The organism is Ochrobactrum soli (assembly GCF_003664555.1).
In the GTDB taxonomy this organism is placed as follows: domain Bacteria; phylum Pseudomonadota; class Alphaproteobacteria; order Rhizobiales; family Rhizobiaceae; genus Brucella; species Brucella teleogrylli.
Genome location: NZ_RCHH01000001.1, coordinates 683,305 through 699,255, shown reverse-complemented (window position 1 = coordinate 699,255; position 15,951 = coordinate 683,305). Strand labels below are relative to the sequence as shown.

Here is a 15,951-nt window from a genome sequence, read left to right as displayed (position 1 = left end):
GAACGTACGAAGCCCCACGTTAACATCGGCACCATCGGTCACGTTGACCATGGCAAGACCTCGCTGACTGCAGCGATCACGAAGTTCTTCGGTGAATTCAAGGCGTATGACCAGATCGACGCTGCACCGGAAGAACGCGCCCGCGGTATCACGATCTCGACGGCTCACGTTGAGTACGAAACTGCCAACCGTCACTACGCACACGTCGATTGCCCAGGCCACGCTGACTATGTGAAGAACATGATCACCGGCGCTGCACAGATGGACGGCGCGATCCTGGTTGTTTCGGCAGCTGACGGCCCGATGCCGCAGACCCGTGAGCACATCCTGCTCGCTCGTCAGGTTGGCGTTCCGGCAATCGTTGTGTTCCTGAACAAGTGCGACCAGGTTGACGACGCAGAACTGCTCGAACTGGTTGAACTGGAAGTGCGCGAACTTCTCTCGAAGTACGACTTCCCGGGCGACGAAGTTCCGATCATCAAGGGCTCGGCTCTTGCAGCTCTCGAAGATTCCTCGAAGGAACTCGGCGAAGACGCAATCCGCAACCTGATGGACGCTGTCGACAACTACATCCCGACCCCGGAACGTCCGGTTGACCAGCCGTTCCTGATGCCGATCGAAGACGTGTTCTCGATCTCGGGTCGCGGTACGGTTGTGACGGGTCGCGTTGAGCGCGGTATCGTCAAGGTCGGCGAAGAAGTTGAAATCGTCGGCATTAAGGCAACCTCGAAGACGACGGTTACCGGCGTTGAAATGTTCCGCAAGCTGCTCGATCAGGGCCAGGCTGGCGACAACATCGGTGCACTGGTTCGCGGCGTTGGCCGTGACGACGTTGAACGCGGTCAGGTTCTCTGCAAGCCGGGTTCGGTCAAGCCGCACACCAAGTTCAAGGCAGAAGCTTACATTCTGACCAAGGACGAAGGTGGTCGTCATACGCCGTTCTTCACCAACTACCGCCCGCAGTTCTACTTCCGTACGACTGACGTGACCGGTATTGTGACCCTGCCGGAAGGCACGGAAATGGTTATGCCTGGCGACAACGTTACCGTTGACGTTTCGCTGATCGTCCCGATCGCCATGGAAGAGAAGCTCCGCTTCGCTATCCGTGAAGGTGGCCGCACCGTCGGTGCAGGCATCGTCGCTTCGATCATCGAGTAATGAATTATCATTGATCGGCGGTTCGCCGCCGGTCATTATGACGCCTAGCGTCATATAGGGGTATAGCTCAGTTGGTAGAGCGACGGTCTCCAAAACCGTAGGTCGCGGGTTCGAGCCCTGCTGCCCCTGCCATTTTTGATACGGGTGTATGCGGCTTGACTGCATGCGCCCGTTTTCTATATAAAGAAAAGTCTGGCGGCGTTTGCGCTGCCTTAACTTTTTCAGTTTTGTTCGTGTCGAGCGCTTTATGAGCGGTCCATGACATTGCTGGAAAACGATAATTCCCTGGCGGATATGTTGGCCGGGCAGGGAAGGCCGTAATCACACGATTGAATGGTGTGATAGAGCGGTGTGTGCAAGGGTCGGGTTTCCGACAAGCCTGTATGGTATTCTTTTAACCTTTGGGCTTGTGTTTTGTGGGAATCGATTCTATGTAACGTCAACAGACACGCGGTGCGTGGGGCTGATAATTCAGCTTTGCGCGCCGTATACGCGTGGGTTCCGGCTTCTGATTCGCTGATTGATATGATTGGCAGTTCAAAGTTTGGAGGTCGCGCTCGATCAATGACAGAGCGGCAGATGGCATCCAAAACGAATCCGATCACCTTTCTTCAGCAGGTCCGCGCCGAAACGGCAAAGGTAACCTGGCCGACCCGGCGTGAAACGGTCATCTCCACTATTATGGTGGTGATTATGGCGTTTCTGGCTGCTGCGTTCTTTTTCCTTGCCGACCAGCTTATGGCCTATGGCGTAGAATTTATTCTCGGCCTTGGTCGATAAGTCAGGATTGGGGAGTTTTTAGATGACGGCGCGCTGGTACATCGTTCACGCCTATTCAAATTTCGAAAAGAAGGTAGCTGAGGATATCGAAGCCAAAGCTGCGCAGAAGGGTCTGTCCAATCTGATTGAACAGATCGTTGTGCCGACCGAAAAGATCGTTGAAGTGCGCCGCGGCCGCAAGGTCGATGCCGAGCGCAAGTTTTTCCCGGGTTACGTGCTCGTGCGTGCCACGCTGACCGACGCTGTCTTTTCGCTGATCAAGAATACGCCGCGCGTCACCGGTTTCCTCGGTGACTCCAAACCGGTCCCGGTTTCCCAGAAGGAAGTCGATCAGATTCTGAACCAGGTTCAGGATGGCGTTGATCGTCCGAAGACTTCGGTCTCCTTCGAAATCGGTGAGCAGGTTCGCGTTTCCGATGGTCCGTTTGCATCGTTCAACGGTATCGTTCAGGAAGTCGACGAAGAGCGCGCGCGTCTCAAGGTCGAAGTTTCCATCTTTGGGCGCGCGACGCCTGTGGATCTGGAATACGGTCAGGTCGATAAGCTCTGATCGTTTGCCCATAAGGGCATTTCACTCCGGAGCGAGATCCTGAATTGAGCCTGAGGGCATAAGCGGGATCAAAATTCCAACCGGAGTGGAAGTGGTGGAAGGGAAGGTGGCTTAGCCGGTCGTCGATCTCCGCACCACCGAACTGCCCGCCAGTCCGACATTTGTCTGGTTGGCGTCAGTCGAAAGCCGGGTTTCCCGGCGTCAATCGAGAAGCCGGTTTTCCGGCATTGTAAAAAAGGCAGAAAGTAATGGCTAAGAAAATTGCAGGCCAGCTCAAGCTGCAGGTAGCAGCCGGTGCGGCCAATCCGTCGCCTCCGATCGGCCCGGCTCTGGGTCAGCGCGGCATCAACATCATGGAATTCTGCAAGGCGTTCAACGCTGCCTCGCAGGAAATGGAAAAGGGTTCGCCGATTCCAGTCGTGATTACCTATTACCAGGACAAGTCTTTCACTTTTGTGATGAAGACCCCTCCGGTGACCTACTTCCTCAAGAAGGCCGCTAACCTGAAGTCCGGTTCGAAGACCCCGGGCAAGGCAAGCGCCGGCACGATCTCCCGCGACAAGGTTCGCACGATCGCTGAAGCGAAGATGAAAGATCTGAACGCCGCTGACATTGAAGCAGCGATGCGCATGATCGAAGGTTCTGCCCGTTCGATGGGCCTGGAAGTGGTGGGCTGAGACGATGGCGAAGATTTCCAAGCGCATTAACAAGATCCGCGAAGGCGTCGATCGTAACAAGCTGTACGATCTGTCGGCTGCTATCGGTCTCGTCAAGGAACGTGCTGTCGCAAAGTTCGATGAAACCATCGAAATCGCGATGAACCTCGGCGTTGATCCGCGTCACGCTGACCAGATGGTTCGCGGCGTTGTCAACCTGCCGAACGGCACTGGCCGTACGGTTCGCGTTGCTGTTTTCGCACGTGGCGACAAGGCTGAAGAAGCCAAGAAGGCTGGCGCCGACATCGTCGGTGCGGAAGAACTGTTCGAAATCGTCAATGGCGGCAAGATCGATTTCGATCGCTGCATTGCAACACCGGACATGATGCCGCTCGTCGGTCGTCTCGGTAAGGTGCTCGGCCCGCGTGGCATGATGCCGAACCCGAAGGTTGGCACCGTCACCACCGACGTTGCTGCTGCTGTTGCTGCTTCCAAGGGCGGCGCAGTCGAATTCCGCGTCGAAAAGGCTGGTATCATCCATGCCGGTATCGGCAAGGTTTCGTTCGACTCGCAGAAGCTCGAAGAAAACATCAAGGCTTTCGCTGATGCCGTCATCAAGGCAAAGCCGTCGGCTGCCAAGGGCGAATACGTCAAGCGCGTTTCGCTTTCCTCGACCATGGGCGTTGGCGTCAAGGTCGATCCGGCAACCGTCAAGGTCGTCGCTTAATCTATCTGGGCTCCGGTTCGCCGGAGCCTAAGCCTTTCCTTCGGGGGAGGTGAAACGGTGGCACGCCGGGGATGCGAAGGCAGACCGAAGTGCAAGAATTCCGGATCGCAAGATCCGGATAGCCGGACGAAAGTCCGGTTATCCTGTCCGAGATTGCAGGCGGATCATCATCTTCGGGTGATAATCCTTAAACATACGGCCTGCATGAGACGTGGAATAACCCTGTTTCGCACGAATGTGCATGCAAGGTTTGAACCGTAGTTGCCTTTGAGTGATGCCTGGTTTCCAGGATAGCTGAAGGGGACAGGATCCTCGAGCGCCGGACCAACTGTGAAGTTCGTTCGGCAAAGGCAACCGGCAGGGCCATGTGGTCCTGCCTACTGGAGAGAGACAGTGGATAGAGCGGAAAAACGCGAATTTGTCTCGTGGCTGAACGGCGCTTTTAAAGAGTCCGGTTCGGTCGTCGTGGCCCACTATACCGGTCTCACCGTTGCGCAGATGAGCGATCTTCGCTCGAAGATGCGTGATGCAGGTGGGTCCGTTAAAGTCGCGAAAAACCGCCTTGCCAAAATCGCTCTTCAGGGCACGGAATCGGAAGGCATTTCTGATCTGTTTACAGGTCAGACGGTTGTTGCTTATGCAAACGACCCGATTGCTGCTCCGAAAGTAGCCGTCGAATTCGCCAAGGCTAACGACAAGCTCGTTATCCTCGGTGGTGCAATGGGTGCAACGACGCTTAACGCCGATGGCGTCAAGTCGCTTGCTTCGCTCCCGTCGCTCGACGAACTGCGCGCAAAGCTGGTTGGAATGATCCAGACCCCGGCTCAGCGTCTCGCAGTACTTACCAGCGCTCCAGCGGGCCAAATCGCTCGCGTTATTGGCGCGCACGCCCGGAAGAACGAGGCGGCGTAAGGCCGTTTTTCGCTGTCAATTGTTCAAACCTTGAAACTAAGGAAATACCAAAATGGCTGATCTCGCAAAGATCGTTGATGACCTGTCGGCACTGACCGTTCTCGAAGCTGCTGAGCTTTCGAAGCTTCTCGAAGAGAAGTGGGGCGTTTCGGCTGCTGCTCCTGTAGCAGTTGCTGCTGCTGGTGGCGCCGCTCCGGCTGCTGCTGCTGAAGAAAAGACCGAATTCGACGTCGTTCTCGCTGACGGCGGCGCTAACAAGATCAACGTGATCAAGGAAGTGCGCGCAATCACCGGTCTCGGCCTCAAGGAAGCCAAGGACCTGGTCGAAGGCGCTCCGAAGGCTGTCAAGGAAGGCGCTTCGAAGGACGAAGCTGAGAAGATCAAGGCACAGCTCGAAGCTGCTGGCGCCAAGGTCGAACTCAAGTAAGTTCGGACTATTCTGGCGGATGGTTTCCATCCGCCAGTTTCCGCCCGTGAAACGGTGGATCGACTGACTGGAAACCCTTTTTCTGAACGCCAGAACGGCTTTCAGAAAACGGGTTTTAGCCCATTAGAGCGCCACGCGTCGGTACGACGCGTAAAGGCCGCTCTAATTTGAGAGTTTGCGCATGATCCTTTCTTCAAATCTATCCGATTTGAAGTGTCATGCGCTTGAAGGACCGCCGAAAGGCGGCGCACGATAAAGGCCGCAAGGCGTGAGCAAGCCGCAAGGCTATAGAACGAGGAGCGACGATGGCTCAGACCCATTCATTCAATGGTCGCAAGCGCGTACGCAAATTTTTCGGCAAGATCCCAGAGGTCGCCGAGATGCCGAACCTTATCGAGGTTCAGAAGGCATCTTACGACCAGTTCCTAATGGTTGAAGAACCATCCGGTGGGCGTCCTGACGAGGGTTTGCAGGCGGTTTTCAAGTCTGTTTTCCCTATCCAGGATTTCTCCGGCGCTTCCATGCTCGAATTCGTCCGTTACGAATTCGATCCACCGAAGTTCGACGTTGACGAATGCCGTCAGCGCGACCTGACCTATTCCGCGCCGCTCAAGGTGACGCTGCGTCTTATCGTATTCGATATTGACGAAGATACCGGCGCGAAGTCCATCAAGGACATCAAGGAGCAGGACGTGTACATGGGCGATATGCCGCTCATGACCGACAACGGCACCTTCATCGTCAACGGCACGGAGCGCGTGATCGTTTCGCAGATGCACCGTTCGCCGGGCGTCTTCTTCGATCATGACAAGGGCAAGACCCATTCTTCGGGCAAGCTCCTGTTCGCTGCTCGCGTCATTCCTTACCGTGGTTCCTGGCTCGACATCGAGTTCGATTCCAAGGACATCGTCTACGCGCGTATCGACCGTCGCCGCAAGCTGCCGGCAACGACGCTGCTCATGGCGCTCGGCATGGACGGCGAAGAGATTCTGTCGACCTTCTACAAGACCGTCACCTATTCGCGTGATGGCGACAACTGGCGCATTCCTTATTCGGCCGAACGCTTCAAGGGCATGAAGATCATTTCTGATCTCATCGACGCGGATACGGGCGAAGTTGTTCTGGAAGCCGGCAAGAAGCTCACGGCCCGTTCGGCCAAGCAGCTCGCTGAAAAGGGTCTGAAGGCCATCAAGGCCACCGAAGACGACCTGTTCGGCGCTTATCTGGCGGAAGACGTCGTCAATTACGCAACCGGCGAGATCTATCTCGAAGCTGGTGACGAAATCGACGAGAAGGTCCTCAAGACGCTGCTCGACACCGGTGAAACCGAGATCAACATCCTGGACATCGATCATATCAACATCGGCGGTTACATCCGTAACACGCTGGCTGTCGATAAGAACGAAAGCCGTCAGGATGCACTGTTCGACATCTATCGCGTGATGCGTCCGGGCGAACCGCCTACGATGGATTCCGCCGAAGCGATGTTCAACTCGCTGTTCTTCGATGCAGAACGTTACGACCTTTCGGCCGTCGGTCGCGTCAAGATGAACATGCGTCTGGACCTTGATGCGGAAGACACCGTGCGCGTGCTGCGCAAGGAAGACATCCTGGCCGTGGTCAAGATGCTGGTCGAACTGCGTGACGGTCGTGGCGAAATCGACGACATCGACAATCTCGGCAACCGCCGCGTGCGTTCGGTCGGCGAGCTGATGGAAAATCAGTACCGCGTCGGTCTGCTCCGCATGGAGCGCGCGATCAAGGAACGTATGTCCTCGATCGAAATCGACACGGTCATGCCGCAGGATCTCATCAACGCGAAGCCCGCAGCGGCTGCCGTTCGTGAATTCTTCGGTTCGTCGCAGCTGTCGCAGTTCATGGATCAGACCAATCCGCTTTCGGAAATCACCCACAAGCGCCGTCTTTCGGCTCTTGGACCGGGCGGTTTGACCCGTGAGCGCGCTGGCTTCGAAGTCCGCGACGTGCATCCGACCCACTATGGCCGTATCTGCCCGATTGAAACGCCGGAAGGCCCGAATATTGGTCTGATCAACTCGCTTGCAACCTTTGCCCGCGTCAACAAGTACGGCTTCATCGAGAGCCCGTACCGTAAGGTGATCGACGGCAAGGTAACGAACGACGTTGTCTATCTGTCGGCAATGGAAGAAGCCAAGCACTCGGTTGCCCAGGCAAACGTGGAGCTGGACGAGCAGGGCGGTTTTGTTGACGAATTCGTCATCTGCCGTCATGCCGGCGAAGTGATGATGGCCCCACGTGAAAACGTGGACCTGATGGACGTTTCGCCGAAGCAGCTCGTTTCGGTTGCAGCAGCGCTCATTCCGTTCCTTGAAAACGACGACGCCAACCGTGCTCTCATGGGCTCGAACATGCAGCGTCAGGCTGTGCCGCTCGTTCGCGCTGAAGCGCCGTTCGTCGGTACGGGTATGGAACCGATTGTGGCTCGCGACTCTGGTGCAGCAATTGCAGCGCGTCGAGGCGGTATTGTCGATCAGGTCGATGCGACTCGTATCGTTATCCGCGCTACGGAAGATCTCGATCCGTCCAAGTCGGGCGTCGATATCTATCGTCTGCAGAAGTTCCAGCGTTCGAACCAGTCGACCTGTATCAACCAGCGTCCGCTCGTTCGCGTCGGCGATCCGATCGGCAAGGGCGACATCATCGCTGATGGTCCGTCGACCGATCTCGGCGATCTGGCTCTCGGCCGTAACGTGCTCGTCGCGTTCATGCCGTGGAATGGCTACAACTACGAAGATTCGATCCTTCTCTCGGAAAAGATCGTTTCGGACGACGTGTTCACCTCGATCCATATCGAGGAATTCGAAGTTGCCGCCCGTGACACCAAGCTTGGACCTGAGGAAATCACCCGCGATATTCCGAACGTTTCGGAAGAAGCGCTGAAGAACCTCGACGAAGCCGGTATCGTCTACATCGGTGCTGAAGTGCATCCTGGTGACATTCTTGTCGGCAAGATCACGCCGAAGGGCGAAAGCCCGATGACGCCGGAAGAAAAGCTTCTGCGCGCCATCTTCGGTGAAAAGGCGTCCGACGTTCGTGACACCTCCATGCGTATGCCGCCCGGAACCTACGGTACGGTTGTGGAAGTTCGCGTTTTCAATCGCCACGGCGTTGAAAAGGACGAACGCGCCATGGCTATCGAGCGCGAGGAAATCGAGCGTCTCGCCAAGGACCGTGACGACGAACAGGCTATCCTGGACCGTAACGTCTATGGCCGTCTGGCCGACATGATCGATGGCAAGGTTGCCGCTGCCGGCCCGAAGGGCTTCAAGAAGGGCACGACGATCAGCCGCGAACTCATGACCGAGTATCCGCGTTCGCAGTGGTGGCAGTTTGCCGTTGAAGACGAAAAGCTTCAGGGCGAGTTGGAAGCGCTGCGTGGCCAGTACGACGAATCCAAGAAGCTGCTCGAAGCACGCTTCATGGACAAGGTCGAAAAGGTACAGCGCGGCGACGAGATGCCTCCAGGCGTCATGAAGATGGTCAAGGTCTTTGTCGCTGTGAAGCGCAAGATCCAGCCAGGCGACAAGATGGCTGGCCGTCACGGCAACAAGGGCGTGGTTTCGCGCATTCTGCCAGTCGAGGACATGCCGTTCCTCGAAGATGGTACGCATGCCGACATCGTGTTGAACCCGCTTGGCGTTCCGAGCCGTATGAATGTGGGCCAGATTCTGGAAACCCACCTCGGCTGGGCATGCGCTGGCATGGGCAAGAAGATCGGTGAGCTTCTCGACGTTTACCGCAAGACGGCCAATATTGAGCCGCTGCGCGAGACGCTGGAGCACATCTATCCGGACAACGACCGCAACGAACCGATCCGGTCTTATGACAACGATTCCGTTGTCATGCTGGCCAATCAGGTGAAGCGCGGCGTGTCGATCGCAACCCCGGTCTTCGACGGTGCCGTCGAAGCCGACATCAATGCGATGCTGACGGATGCCGGTCTTGCGACCTCGGGTCAGTCGACGCTTTACGATGGACGTACGGGTGAGCCGTTCGACCGTCAGGTGACCATGGGCTACATCTATATGTTGAAGCTCCACCACCTGGTCGACGACAAGATCCACGCACGTTCGATCGGACCTTACTCGCTCGTTACGCAGCAGCCTCTGGGCGGCAAGGCCCAGTTCGGTGGCCAGCGCTTCGGCGAAATGGAGGTCTGGGCACTGGAAGCATATGGTGCGGCTTACACGCTGCAGGAAATGCTTACGGTCAAGTCGGACGACGTGGCAGGCCGTACCAAGGTCTACGAAGCCATCGTGCGCGGAGACGACACGTTCGAAGCGGGCATTCCAGAGAGCTTCAACGTTCTCGTCAAGGAAATGCGCTCGCTCGGCCTCAATGTCGAACTCGACGACACGCGTGATGCTGAACAGCCGGCCCTGCCGGACGCTGCAGAGTAAAAATATCGAGGCGCGCCATGGTCTTGCCGTGGCGCGCTCGTATATTCGTTTCATCAGAGTGGTTTTCTGAGCCGCTGGAGGGAACGAGACTACGGCAAGCCAGTTCAAAAACTGAGTAGTACCGCGATTTCTTTTCCAGATGGCAGGGATTTTCAGCCTGTCATCGACGACACACAGGGCGGCGGATCGCCCTTAAGGAGAACGGCATGAACCAAGAGGTCATGAATCTTTTCAATCCTCAGGCTCCAGCGCAAACGTTCGATTCCATCAGAATCTCGATCGCCAGCCCTGAGAAGATTCTGTCCTGGTCATACGGCGAGATCAAGAAGCCGGAGACGATCAACTACCGCACGTTCAAGCCAGAACGCGATGGTCTCTTCTGCGCGCGCATCTTCGGCCCGATCAAGGACTATGAATGCTTGTGCGGCAAGTACAAGCGTATGAAATACAAAGGCATCATCTGCGAAAAATGCGGTGTGGAAGTCACGCTCTCTCGCGTTCGTCGCGAGCGTATGGGCCATATCGAACTCGCAGCTCCGGTTGCTCACATCTGGTTTTTGAAGTCGCTGCCGAGCCGTATCGGCACGCTGCTGGACATGACGCTCAAGGATATCGAGCGCGTCCTGTATTTCGAAAACTACATCGTGACCGAACCGGGCCTGACCTCGCTGAAGGAGCATCAGCTTCTTTCGGAAGAGGAATACATGATCGCCGTCGATGAATTCGGCGAAGATCAGTTCACGGCTCTTATTGGTGCAGAAGCTATCTACGAGCTTCTGGCTTCGATGGAACTCGAAAAGATTGCCGCCGATCTGCGCGTCGATCTGGCCGAGACCACCTCGGACCTGAAGCAGAAGAAGCTGATGAAGCGTCTGAAGATCGTCGAAAACTTTCTGGAGTCGGGAAACCGTCCGGAATGGATGATCATGAAGATCGTGCCGGTCATCCCGCCGGATCTGCGTCCGCTCGTGCCGCTGGACGGCGGTCGTTTCGCGACGTCGGATCTGAACGATCTGTACCGCCGCGTCATCAACCGTAACAACCGTCTGAAGCGTCTGATCGAACTGCGCGCACCGGGCATCATCATCCGTAACGAAAAGCGCATGCTGCAGGAAGCTGTGGACGCGCTGTTCGACAACGGTCGTCGTGGCCGCGTGATTACGGGCGCCAATAAGCGTCCGCTGAAGTCGCTGTCCGACATGCTCAAGGGCAAGCAGGGTCGCTTCCGTCAGAACCTGCTCGGCAAGCGCGTCGACTATTCTGGCCGTTCGGTTATCGTGACCGGTCCAGAACTGAAGCTGCACCAGTGCGGTCTGCCGAAGAAGATGGCGCTCGAACTGTTCAAGCCGTTCATCTACGCTCGCCTTGACGCCAAGGGCTATTCGTCCACCGTCAAGCAGGCGAAGAAGCTGGTTGAAAAGGAACGTCCGGAAGTCTGGGATATCCTTGACGAAGTGATCCGTGAGCATCCGGTTCTTTTGAACCGCGCTCCGACGCTGCACCGTCTCGGCATCCAGGCCTTCGAACCCACTCTGATCGAAGGCAAGGCAATCCAGCTGCATCCGCTCGTTTGTACGGCTTTCAACGCCGACTTCGACGGTGACCAGATGGCTGTTCACGTGCCGCTGTCGCTTGAAGCCCAGCTTGAAGCACGCGTGCTGATGATGTCGACCAACAACATCCTGCACCCGGCCAACGGCGCGCCGATCATCGTTCCTTCGCAGGACATGGTTCTCGGCCTCTATTATCTGTCCATCGTGGCAGACAAGGAGCCGGGCGAGGGCATGATGTTTGCCGATATGGGCGAACTTCAGCACGCTCTGGAAACCAAGGTCGTCACGCTGCACACCAAGATCAAGGGTCGTTTCAAGACGGTCGATGCCGAAGGCAAGCCTGTGTCGAAGATTTACGACACGACGCCTGGCCGCATGATCACGGGTGAACTGCTGCCGAAGAACGCCAATGTGCCGTTCGATATCTGCAATCAGGAGATGACCAAGAAGAACATCTCCAAGATGATCGACCACGTCTACCGCCATTGCGGTCAGAAAGAGACGGTTATCTTCTGCGATCGCATCATGCAGCTCGGCTTTGCCCATGCCTGCCGTGCGGGTATCTCGTTCGGTAAGGATGACATGGTCATTCCGGACACCAAGGCGAAGATCGTTGCGGACACCGAAGCGCTCACGACCGAATACGAACAGCAGTACAATGACGGCCTGATCACTCAGGGCGAAAAGTACAACAAGGTCGTCGACGCCTGGGGCAAGGCAACCGATAAGATCACCGAAGAGATGATGGCGCGCCTGAAGGCCGTCGAATTCGATCCGGTGACCGGTCGCCAGAAGCAGATGAACTCGGTCTACATGATGTCGCATTCGGGTGCCCGTGGTTCGGTCAACCAGATGCGTCAGCTTGGCGGTATGCGCGGCCTGATGGCCAAGCCGTCAGGTGAAATCATCGAAACCCCGATCATCTCGAACTTCAAGGAAGGCCTTACCGTTAACGAGTACTTCAACTCGACCCACGGTGCCCGTAAGGGTCTGGCAGACACCGCCTTGAAGACGGCTAACTCGGGCTACCTGACCCGTCGTCTCGTTGACGTTGCACAGGATGCGATCATTTCGGAAGTCGATTGCGGCGCCGAAATCGGTCTCACCATGCAGCCGATCGTCGATGCCGGCCAGATCGTGGCTTCGATTGGTCAGCGCGTTCTGGGCCGAACGGCTCTTGATCCGATCCTGCATCCGGCAACCGGCGAAGTCATCGTCGAAGCTGGCCGCATGATCGAGGAAAAGGACGTCGAGATCATCGAGAAGGCTGGTATCCAGTCGATCCGCATCCGTTCGGCACTGACCTGCGAAACCCGTAACGGCGTTTGCGCCAAGTGCTACGGTCGCGACCTCGCACGCGGTACTCCGGTCAACCAGGGCGAAGCTGTCGGCGTTATCGCCGCTCAGTCGATTGGCGAGCCGGGCACCCAGCTCACCATGCGTACCTTCCACTTGGGCGGCACGGCACAGGTTGTCGACTCGTCCTATCTGGAAGCTTCGTATGAAGGCACCGTCAAGCTGCGCAACCGCAATGTGGTTCGCAACTCCGATGGCAACCTCGTAGTGATGGGCCGTAACATGGCTGTGCTGATCCTCGACAACACGGGCAAGGAACGTGCGGTCCATCGCGTGACCTACGGTTCGCGTCTGTTCGTTGACGAGGCCGACACGGTCAAGCGCGGTCAGCGTATTGCCGAGTGGGATCCGTATACCCGTCCGATCATGACCGAAGTTGAAGGCTACGTTGAGTTCGAAGATCTCGTCGATGGTCTTTCGGTTTCGGAATCGGCTGACGAGTCGACCGGTATCACCAAGCGCGTCGTTATCGACTGGCGTTCGACCCCGCGCGGTTCGGATCTCAAGCCTGCCATGGTCATCAAGGACAAGGCCGGCAAGATCCTCAAGCTGTCGAAGGGTGGTGATGCCCGCTTCATGCTCTCGGTGGAATCGATCCTTTCGGTCGAACCGGGCGCGCATGTGAAGGCTGGTGACGTTATCGCCCGTCTGCCGATGGAAAGCGCCAAGACCAAGGACATCACCGGTGGTCTGCCGCGCGTTGCCGAACTGTTCGAAGCACGTCGTCCGAAGGACCATGCCGTCATCGCAGAGATCGATGGTACTGTTCGTTTCGGTCGCGACTACAAGAACAAGCGTCGCATCATCATCGAGCCGAACGACGACACGGTCGAGCCGGTCGAGTACCTCATTCCGAAGGGCAAGCCGTTCCATCTTCAGGACGGTGACGTCATCGAAAAGGGTGAGTACATCCTCGACGGCAACCCGGCACCGCATGACATTCTGGCGATCAAGGGCGTCGAAGCTCTGGCTTCGTACCTCGTGAACGAAATCCAGGAAGTCTATCGTTTGCAGGGCGTTTTGATCAACGACAAGCACATCGAAGTGATTGTCCGTCAGATGCTGCAGAAGGTCGAGATCACCGAATCCGGCGATACCGGTTACATCACCGGCGATCACGTGGATCGTATCGAACTCGACGAGATCAACGAACGTCTGGTCGAAGAAGGCAAGAAGCCGGGTTACGGCAATCCTGTCCTCCTCGGCATCACCAAGGCTTCGTTGCAGACTCCGTCCTTCATCTCGGCTGCGTCGTTCCAGGAAACGACCCGCGTGCTTACCGAAGCTGCGGTTGCCGGCAAGATGGACACGCTGCAGGGGCTCAAGGAAAACGTCATCGTCGGCCGTCTTATCCCGGCCGGTACTGGCGGCATGACCAACCAGATCCGTCGTATCGCGACAGCTCGCGACGAGCTGATCATCGACGAGCGCCGCAAGTCTTCCGGTTCGTCGGAAGCCAATGCGATGCTGGTGGACATGACCAACAACGCTGCCGAGTAATCGGTAGATACAAAACTGAAAAGGCCGCCCTTCGAGGCGGCCTTTTTGTTTGTCCCTTTGAGCAGGAGATGGGGCGCTATGAAAGCAAAAGAAAAAGGCGCATCCGGTTTTCGGAATGCGCCTTGTTCACGGAAGCATTTTCCGCGGAGTGCTTCGCACCCGTACCGGAAACGCTTTCGCTAAATCTTACTCTTCTTCTTCGTCGTCGCCGTCAAATTCGATCAGCGCGACTTCACCGCTCAGAGCGGTTGCCCATGCACTTTTGTGCGGCTCTTCAGCAGGCTCTTCGGTGAGGGTGCCCATCTCAAGAAGTTCGGCTTCATGATAACCTTCCTCAGCGAGAATGCCGAGAACGGTCTGAACCAGATCTTCGTCTTCGTCCGCCTTCAAGAGCAGATGCACTTCGACGGGGGATTCTTCACCCTCGTTCCAGACGTCGGCGATGACCAGGTGGACGGTTGGCGAATCGTCGCCGGTGGATGCAGTGGTGGAAGACATTGAGAATCTCTTAATATTGGGTTGCGTTTCGACTCGGATGTGTTTCAATAACGGCTCACGGGCGCCAACACCATGGTGCCACGTGAAAATGACGGTTTTGATCGCGAAATAAGTGCGATTTCGCGCCGATTACAGCGCAATAACCTGTCCGGCGAAGGCCGAAACGCCGGTTTCCTGCCCTTTGGCGAAGAAACTTGGCCCAACTCCCTTGACGAAACGTCGCTAAAGACGTATCAGCAGCCCATCTGAGCCGATGTGAGGCAGGCTTGTTCGGGACGACGCGTCCTGAAGTTCGTCTCAAACAGGGTTCGTTTTACGATCGAAATGCAATTTGCCGTTCGCATGAAGCGTCAGCTTCCTCTGCTTTTGTTCGGGGTGGTCACCGGTTGTCGTGACTTGTCCCGAATTCGTGCATCAGCATGGCGGTGAAACGGCCCATATGGGCGTGGATACGAGATTTTTTATAGAGGAAGGTTGTATGCCAACCGTAAACCAGCTTATCCGCAAGCCGCGCATTGCGCCGGTAAAGCGCAATAAGGTTCCTGCACTGCAGGCAAACCCTCAAAAGCGCGGCGTTTGCACCCGCGTGTATACGACGACCCCGAAGAAGCCGAACTCGGCTCTCCGTAAGGTTGCCAAGGTTCGTCTGACGAACGGCTTCGAAGTTATCGGTTATATCCCTGGTGAAGGGCATAACCTGCAGGAGCACTCGGTCGTCATGATCCGCGGCGGTCGTGTAAAGGACTTGCCGGGTGTGCGTTACCACATCATCCGCGGCGTTCTCGATACCCAGGGTGTCAAGAACCGCAAGCAGCGCCGTTCGAAGTACGGTGCAAAGCGTCCGAAGTAAGATTTTCCGGGGATACCGGCCGCCAGAAGGCGAGCTGAGCCCGATGTAATTGAAAGAAGAGACGAAATGTCCAGACGCCATAAGGCTGAGAAGCGTGAGATTAATCCGGATCCAAAGTTCGGCGATCTCGTTATCACGAAGTTTATGAATGCAGTCATGCTGCATGGCAAGAAGTCGGTTGCTGAAAGCATCGTTTACGGTGCGCTCGATTCAATCGAAGCCAAGGCGAAGTCCGAGCCGGTCGCGCTGTTCCATCAGGCGCTCGACAACGTAGCTCCGCACATCGAAGTCCGTTCGCGCCGCGTTGGTGGTGCAACCTATCAGGTTCCGGTCGATGTGCGTCCAGAACGCCGCCAGGCGCTTGCCATCCGTTGGCTCATTAATGCTGCTCGTGGCCGTAACGAGACGACAATGATTGATCGTCTGTCCGGTGAGCTGCTTGATGCTGCTAACAACCGTGGTTCTGCTGTGAAGAAGCGTGAAGACACGCATCGCATGGCTGAAGCCAACCGCGCCTTCTCGCATTACCGCTGGTAATCGTCGAA

General features: G+C 56.6%; 13 protein-coding genes and 1 tRNA gene. 13 read left to right on the top strand and 1 reads right to left on the bottom strand.

Annotated elements, in window-relative coordinates:
• From tuf to rpoC, 10 genes are all read left to right on the top strand, one after another.
• Positions 1-1,158, top strand: a 1,158-nt coding sequence (tuf, locus tag D8666_RS03410) for an elongation factor Tu (RefSeq protein ID WP_121536278.1), incomplete at its 5' end; no start/stop codon positions are given.
• Positions 1,159-1,214: 56 nt separating this feature from the next.
• Positions 1,215-1,290 (top strand) — tRNA-Trp (locus tag D8666_RS03405).
• A 447-nt stretch (positions 1,291-1,737) separates the two neighbouring features.
• The gene (gene secE, locus D8666_RS03400; protein WP_109370252.1) at positions 1,738-1,938 is read left to right on the top strand and encodes a preprotein translocase subunit SecE; all 201 of its coding nucleotides are present in this window, start codon (positions 1,738-1,740) and stop codon (positions 1,936-1,938) included.
• Positions 1,939-1,960: 22 nt separating this feature from the next.
• On the top strand, positions 1,961-2,488 hold the full coding sequence (gene nusG, locus D8666_RS03395; RefSeq protein ID WP_109369237.1) for a transcription termination/antitermination protein NusG: 528 nt from the start codon (positions 1,961-1,963) through the stop codon (positions 2,486-2,488).
• 248 nt (positions 2,489-2,736) lie between these two features.
• Complete coding sequence (gene rplK, locus D8666_RS03390; RefSeq protein WP_010659903.1) at positions 2,737-3,165, top strand: 50S ribosomal protein L11; 429 nt, start codon at positions 2,737-2,739, stop codon at positions 3,163-3,165.
• A 4-nt stretch (positions 3,166-3,169) separates the two neighbouring features.
• A complete protein-coding gene (gene rplA, locus D8666_RS03385) occupies positions 3,170-3,871 on the top strand; it encodes a 50S ribosomal protein L1 (RefSeq protein ID WP_109369236.1) in 702 nt (233 codons plus the stop codon).
• Between the two features lie 393 nt (positions 3,872-4,264).
• The gene (gene rplJ / locus D8666_RS03380) at positions 4,265-4,783 is read left to right on the top strand and encodes a 50S ribosomal protein L10 (RefSeq protein ID WP_010659905.1); all 519 of its coding nucleotides are present in this window, start codon (positions 4,265-4,267) and stop codon (positions 4,781-4,783) included.
• A 52-nt stretch (positions 4,784-4,835) separates the two neighbouring features.
• Positions 4,836-5,210, top strand: a complete 375-nt coding sequence (gene rplL / locus D8666_RS03375) for a 50S ribosomal protein L7/L12 (RefSeq protein ID WP_010659906.1) — start codon at positions 4,836-4,838, stop codon at positions 5,208-5,210.
• A 305-nt stretch (positions 5,211-5,515) separates the two neighbouring features.
• The gene (gene rpoB, locus D8666_RS03365) at positions 5,516-9,649 is read left to right on the top strand and encodes a DNA-directed RNA polymerase subunit beta (RefSeq protein WP_109369234.1); all 4,134 of its coding nucleotides are present in this window, start codon (positions 5,516-5,518) and stop codon (positions 9,647-9,649) included.
• 206 nt (positions 9,650-9,855) lie between these two features.
• Positions 9,856-14,058, top strand: coding sequence for a DNA-directed RNA polymerase subunit beta' (rpoC, locus tag D8666_RS03360; protein WP_109369233.1), 4,203 nt, complete (start codon positions 9,856-9,858; stop codon positions 14,056-14,058).
• Positions 14,059-14,244: 186 nt separating this feature from the next.
• Here rpoC and D8666_RS03355 read toward each other — a convergent pair whose 3' ends face one another.
• On the bottom strand, positions 14,245-14,556 hold the full coding sequence (locus tag D8666_RS03355; RefSeq protein ID WP_109369232.1) for a hypothetical protein: 312 nt from the start codon (positions 14,554-14,556) through the stop codon (positions 14,245-14,247).
• Between the two features lie 72 nt (positions 14,557-14,628).
• On the opposite strand from D8666_RS03355, the gene D8666_RS24135 reads away from it, so the two are divergent.
• The 3 genes from D8666_RS24135 to rpsG all read left to right on the top strand — a co-directional run bounded on the left by D8666_RS24135 (position 14,629) and on the right by rpsG (position 15,943).
• Entirely contained in the window at positions 14,629-14,805 is a 177-nt protein-coding gene (locus tag D8666_RS24135) for a hypothetical protein (RefSeq protein ID WP_167836016.1), read from the top strand.
• A gap of 229 nt (positions 14,806-15,034) precedes the next feature.
• Positions 15,035-15,406: a 30S ribosomal protein S12 gene (gene rpsL / locus D8666_RS03350; protein ID WP_006471111.1), complete on the top strand. Its 372-nt coding sequence runs from the start codon at positions 15,035-15,037 to the stop codon at positions 15,404-15,406.
• A gap of 66 nt (positions 15,407-15,472) precedes the next feature.
• The gene (gene rpsG / locus D8666_RS03345; RefSeq protein ID WP_109369231.1) at positions 15,473-15,943 is read left to right on the top strand and encodes a 30S ribosomal protein S7; all 471 of its coding nucleotides are present in this window, start codon (positions 15,473-15,475) and stop codon (positions 15,941-15,943) included.
• Positions 15,944-15,951: the final 8 nt, after the last annotated feature.

Coding starts and splice junctions, on each gene's coding strand:
- rpsL (WP_006471111.1), top strand. CDS start 15,035: ATGCCAACCGTAAACCAGCTTATCCGCAAGCCGCGCATTGCGCCGGTA.
- rplA (WP_109369236.1), top strand. CDS start 3,170: ATGGCGAAGATTTCCAAGCGCATTAACAAGATCCGCGAAGGCGTCGAT.
- rpsG (WP_109369231.1), top strand. CDS start 15,473: ATGTCCAGACGCCATAAGGCTGAGAAGCGTGAGATTAATCCGGATCCA.
- D8666_RS03355 (WP_109369232.1), bottom strand. CDS start 14,556: ATGTCTTCCACCACTGCATCCACCGGCGACGATTCGCCAACCGTCCAC.
- rpoB (WP_109369234.1), top strand. CDS start 5,516: ATGGCTCAGACCCATTCATTCAATGGTCGCAAGCGCGTACGCAAATTT.
- nusG (WP_109369237.1), top strand. CDS start 1,961: ATGACGGCGCGCTGGTACATCGTTCACGCCTATTCAAATTTCGAAAAG.
- rpoC (WP_109369233.1), top strand. CDS start 9,856: ATGAACCAAGAGGTCATGAATCTTTTCAATCCTCAGGCTCCAGCGCAA.
- secE (WP_109370252.1), top strand. CDS start 1,738: ATGGCATCCAAAACGAATCCGATCACCTTTCTTCAGCAGGTCCGCGCC.
- rplL (WP_010659906.1), top strand. CDS start 4,836: ATGGCTGATCTCGCAAAGATCGTTGATGACCTGTCGGCACTGACCGTT.
- D8666_RS24135 (WP_167836016.1), top strand. CDS start 14,629: ATGGTGCCACGTGAAAATGACGGTTTTGATCGCGAAATAAGTGCGATT.
- rplK (WP_010659903.1), top strand. CDS start 2,737: ATGGCTAAGAAAATTGCAGGCCAGCTCAAGCTGCAGGTAGCAGCCGGT.